Source organism: Leisingera sp. ABD4_442, assembly GCF_056160905.1.
Genome location: NZ_JBSWYB010000077.1, coordinates 1 through 3,510, shown reverse-complemented (window position 1 = coordinate 3,510; position 3,510 = coordinate 1). Strand labels below are relative to the sequence as shown.

Here is a 3,510-nt window from a genome sequence, read left to right as displayed (position 1 = left end):
TGTCAGCCAGAAAAGATCAGACATGTTCACCGCTCGGTTTTCGAACCGTGAATCACGCCGCCAAGTGAAAATCAATGGGTCCTGACCCTAGAGACACGGTGTTCACTTCACTGACGGGTAATGAGCAGCAGGATAACGAGAGTATCGAGCGTGGCGAAGTTCCCGTGACCGATGAAGAGTTTACGGCCATTCAGAATTCAGAAGAACCCCAGTCACAGGAAAACACCTTCGACGAGATGATGCAGGATGACGGGGCTACGCATTTTCAAAAGACCAACGATCCTCAAATCAACCAGTTCCACGAGGAACGCGGCGAACAGCCCGTTACAAGTGTTGCTGCCTCGCAAGAAACAGAGCTTGGCGCAGTCGATAACCCGTTCGGCTCGAAAGAGGATCTGATTGAGACCTTCAATCGGGTGAAAGGTCATGAGATTGCGCGTAGCCAGACGAAAGGGCCTGAGCCGAGCTAGAGCATTTCTGTTTTGACACCTTCACTGGCTGTGGGGGCAACCGCATCGGCCTTGCCAACGCGATCAATGATCTCGTTGGCCCATACAACGATTTCGACTGCGCTCTCCGCATCGACCAGATATTTCATGCGCTCTCCCCAAGCACCGTACTCCATGTAGAGGTTTGTTGAGCCGAATTTAGGAGAAACAAAGCTCGGTCTGGTTTCAACGCCTTGAGACTTAAATCCTTCTCGCAAGCCACCAACATAGCGGCGGTCAAACCGATAGCTTCCGAACTTGATGATGTCAGGTTTCACCAACACCCGTACGTTTGGGCGGGTCATGAAGTAGCTAATGACGGCCAGCATAAGGAAGAAAACGAAGCCCAGTGCTGCGTCGACGAACATCCTCTCAAGCACGCCTTGTTGCCAGAGGTTTCGTGCGTCATCGTTGGTGATGTAGCTAACCGTTGCCAATGCTGGAATGCTGAGGCAGGCAACCGCAACAAGGTTTAACGGCAAAAACCAGTTCCAAAACTGGATGATGGCTTTGACCTGAAACACGGCTTTATCACTGGTTAGTTCAATCAACTTGGTGCCCTTGGGTGTCCCCCGCGGAACCATGGTAAATGGCAGCACTTCAAGGGCTTGCGTCTCTAGCGACGTCATGCCCGCGTTACCGATGCCGATCCCCCAATACCACGCCAGCTTATCGATGCGAGTGGACAAGAAAATCGTTAGCGGGATGGAGACTGCCAACCCGACATAGCCATTTTGGGTGGAAGCCCCCACCAACACGAAGATAACGACCATGACTACCAGTAGGCCAAGCGTCACAGCAATCGTTGGGATTGGTTTATGTTTCCAGTTGTTGCGGGCGGTTTGCAACAAATCTGCCATTAAGAAGGTCTCACTTCATCAAAATATGGATCATCAAAGGGCAACCGCTTGAGAAATATTGGGCTGACACCTGAGTAGATAATCAGTTGGTTTTCAGACTGCCGTGAAAACACGGCGGCCACTTCGTCTGGGGAAAGCAACGGCGTTCCCTCGATGCTTTTGGATGTCCCCGAAAATCCACTGGCGGCCTGTTGCAAGCTACGCTCATTGTGAGACAGCTTCGCCATGGCCGAGTATCCCAGACGGTCGGACACATAGCGCAACGACCCCATGTCATTGAGACCAAAGCTCTGAAAAATCGACGCGTTCCCAAGGAAGGTTTCCCACCGTTTGTCGTAGATGGATTGAAGCTGTGACAAATCTTGGAAGAACGACCAGATACGCACACCGAAACCTGCAATCAAACCAGCAGCGGTTTCGAGTGATTTCATATGCCCCAGCACATGCATCTCATCCAAGATCATCAAGGCTCGAACTTTTGGCTTCTCTTCGTTGACCTCAATCGCATTCATCAACCGATTGATAAACAGACGAAACATCCGAAAATGGCGGTGCATCCGCCCTGCGGGAAGGCAAAGATAGACGGATTGCTTACCAAACTTCCATTGGCCCAGATCAGGCGTTCGACCGTTGCTGGAGAGTAGCCGCGCCATGGGCGGTGAAGAGATAAAGCCAATCTGGTTTTGGATGGTAGACATGATGCTGCCAAACTCGCGATCACCAAGACTAAGGAGCATTGATGCGGCCTCAAACGGAATACCATGCGCAAAGTTGGGTGCCCATCGCATCAAGCCATTGAGCTGCATGAACGTTAGCTTTGGATCGGTAACATCCTCAGTCATTTGTTCATTTTCGGCTTCAGCGCCTGCTAGGCGAGGTACAAACAACAAACGTTTCACTTCATTGAGGGATTTGTCCTCAATGTGCGGATGAGCGGCGACCCACGCAATGTAGCCCCGCAACACCAAACGCGCGGCATCATAGAAATATGAGTTTTGACTGTCCCCGTCCTGAACCACCAAGGCGTCGGCGATGGCGTCGCACTCATCGATGAAATCATCGCTATGAGGGTTGAGGCCTGCCAAGGGGTTGAACCCTGCAAGATAGTCATCTTCCACGCCTGAAACCTTGAACGGGTCGATGACAAAGACATCTTGGCCAAGCCCACCAGCCTTCACCCCACGGCCTTTGCCGCGCCGCTCGGCAGTCAGTTTGTCATTCTCTCCCTTGGGATCAATCACCAAAACTGACCCTGTGTAGAACAGTAGGTTTGGGACAATCGCGGAGCGCCCCTTGCCCGCCCGCGACCCCGCGATGGTGAGCAAATGGCGGTCGTCATCGACTCCAACGGGTTTACCATCCGCCAGCCCCAGCAGGACGCGATCCGTCGAATACTGCCAGTTCGGATGGTTACCAACCGCCACAGGATCATTCCACAAAGCTCGTGGCGGCTGATCGGCAGTATCTGGAGTACCAGGCAAGCCCCGTGGGAGGTTGCTAAAACGCATGAACAGTCCTTGAAATATGGCTCTGGCGGCAGAATTTCTTAAGGAGCACTTGAAGCCAGCATGCGTGTGTATGCAAGAAGATTTTCAGATTGAGGTTGTTCCGCAGAATGTGACATCATCTGCGGATGCTTGTCTGCTCTCAACCTACCTACTTTCCCAATCCCCTCATTGTCCTACAGGAAATTTTCTAAATGTTCTTCGCACAAGCCATGGATGATACAAGCATGACCTCCATTAGAAGGTCTATCTTCCTCTTTACGTCATTTATTGGTTTCACAGCATTTTATGAATTGGAAATCCAACCCTCGGCGAAAATATTTGGAATACTTCAAATTGGAAAGAACAGCACCATTTCCAGCGAAGCTCTTATCCTTTTTGCCTGCCTCATTCAGGCGTATCTCTGCATCCGACTGTACATTGCTCGCCCCATAGCTTTCGCTCTTCTTCAAAAATCTTGGGGACTGGAGGAGTTGAAGAGTGATGACAAATTCGCAGAGTTAAGTCACGAAATAGAAAAAATGGTAGAGAACAGCAAAACTGTCACCTACCCCAAAACAGACAATCTAGGGTCTGGACTCATAACCAGTAGATGACAAGAGCGGCGAGAGCTATGGCTGAGAGGAAGACCTTTGGACACCGGTCGTATCGAGTGGC

Annotated in this window: 4 protein-coding genes; 2 read left to right on the top strand and 2 right to left on the bottom strand. The window is 51.1% G+C overall.

The annotated features are described in order from the left end of the window. Positions 1-98: 98 nt before the first annotated feature. A complete protein-coding gene (locus ACXAHG_RS23360) occupies positions 99-470 on the top strand; it encodes a hypothetical protein (RefSeq protein WP_475061199.1) in 372 nt (123 codons plus the stop codon). Here ACXAHG_RS23360 and ACXAHG_RS23355 read toward each other — a convergent pair. Further along, the gene (locus ACXAHG_RS23355) at positions 467-1,348 is read right to left on the bottom strand and encodes a hypothetical protein (protein WP_475061196.1); all 882 of its coding nucleotides are present in this window, start codon (positions 1,346-1,348) and stop codon (positions 467-469) included. The genes ACXAHG_RS23360 and ACXAHG_RS23355 overlap by 4 nt on opposite strands. Further along, the gene (locus ACXAHG_RS23350) at positions 1,348-2,856 is read right to left on the bottom strand and encodes a type IV secretory system conjugative DNA transfer family protein (protein ID WP_475061195.1); all 1,509 of its coding nucleotides are present in this window, start codon (positions 2,854-2,856) and stop codon (positions 1,348-1,350) included. The genes ACXAHG_RS23355 and ACXAHG_RS23350 overlap by 1 nt, the downstream gene beginning before the upstream one ends. 191 nt (positions 2,857-3,047) lie before the next feature. On the opposite strand from ACXAHG_RS23350, the gene ACXAHG_RS23345 reads away from it, so the two are divergent. Continuing rightward, complete coding sequence (locus ACXAHG_RS23345; protein ID WP_475061192.1) at positions 3,048-3,449, top strand: hypothetical protein; 402 nt, start codon at positions 3,048-3,050, stop codon at positions 3,447-3,449. The last annotated feature ends 61 nt before the right edge of the window (positions 3,450-3,510 follow it).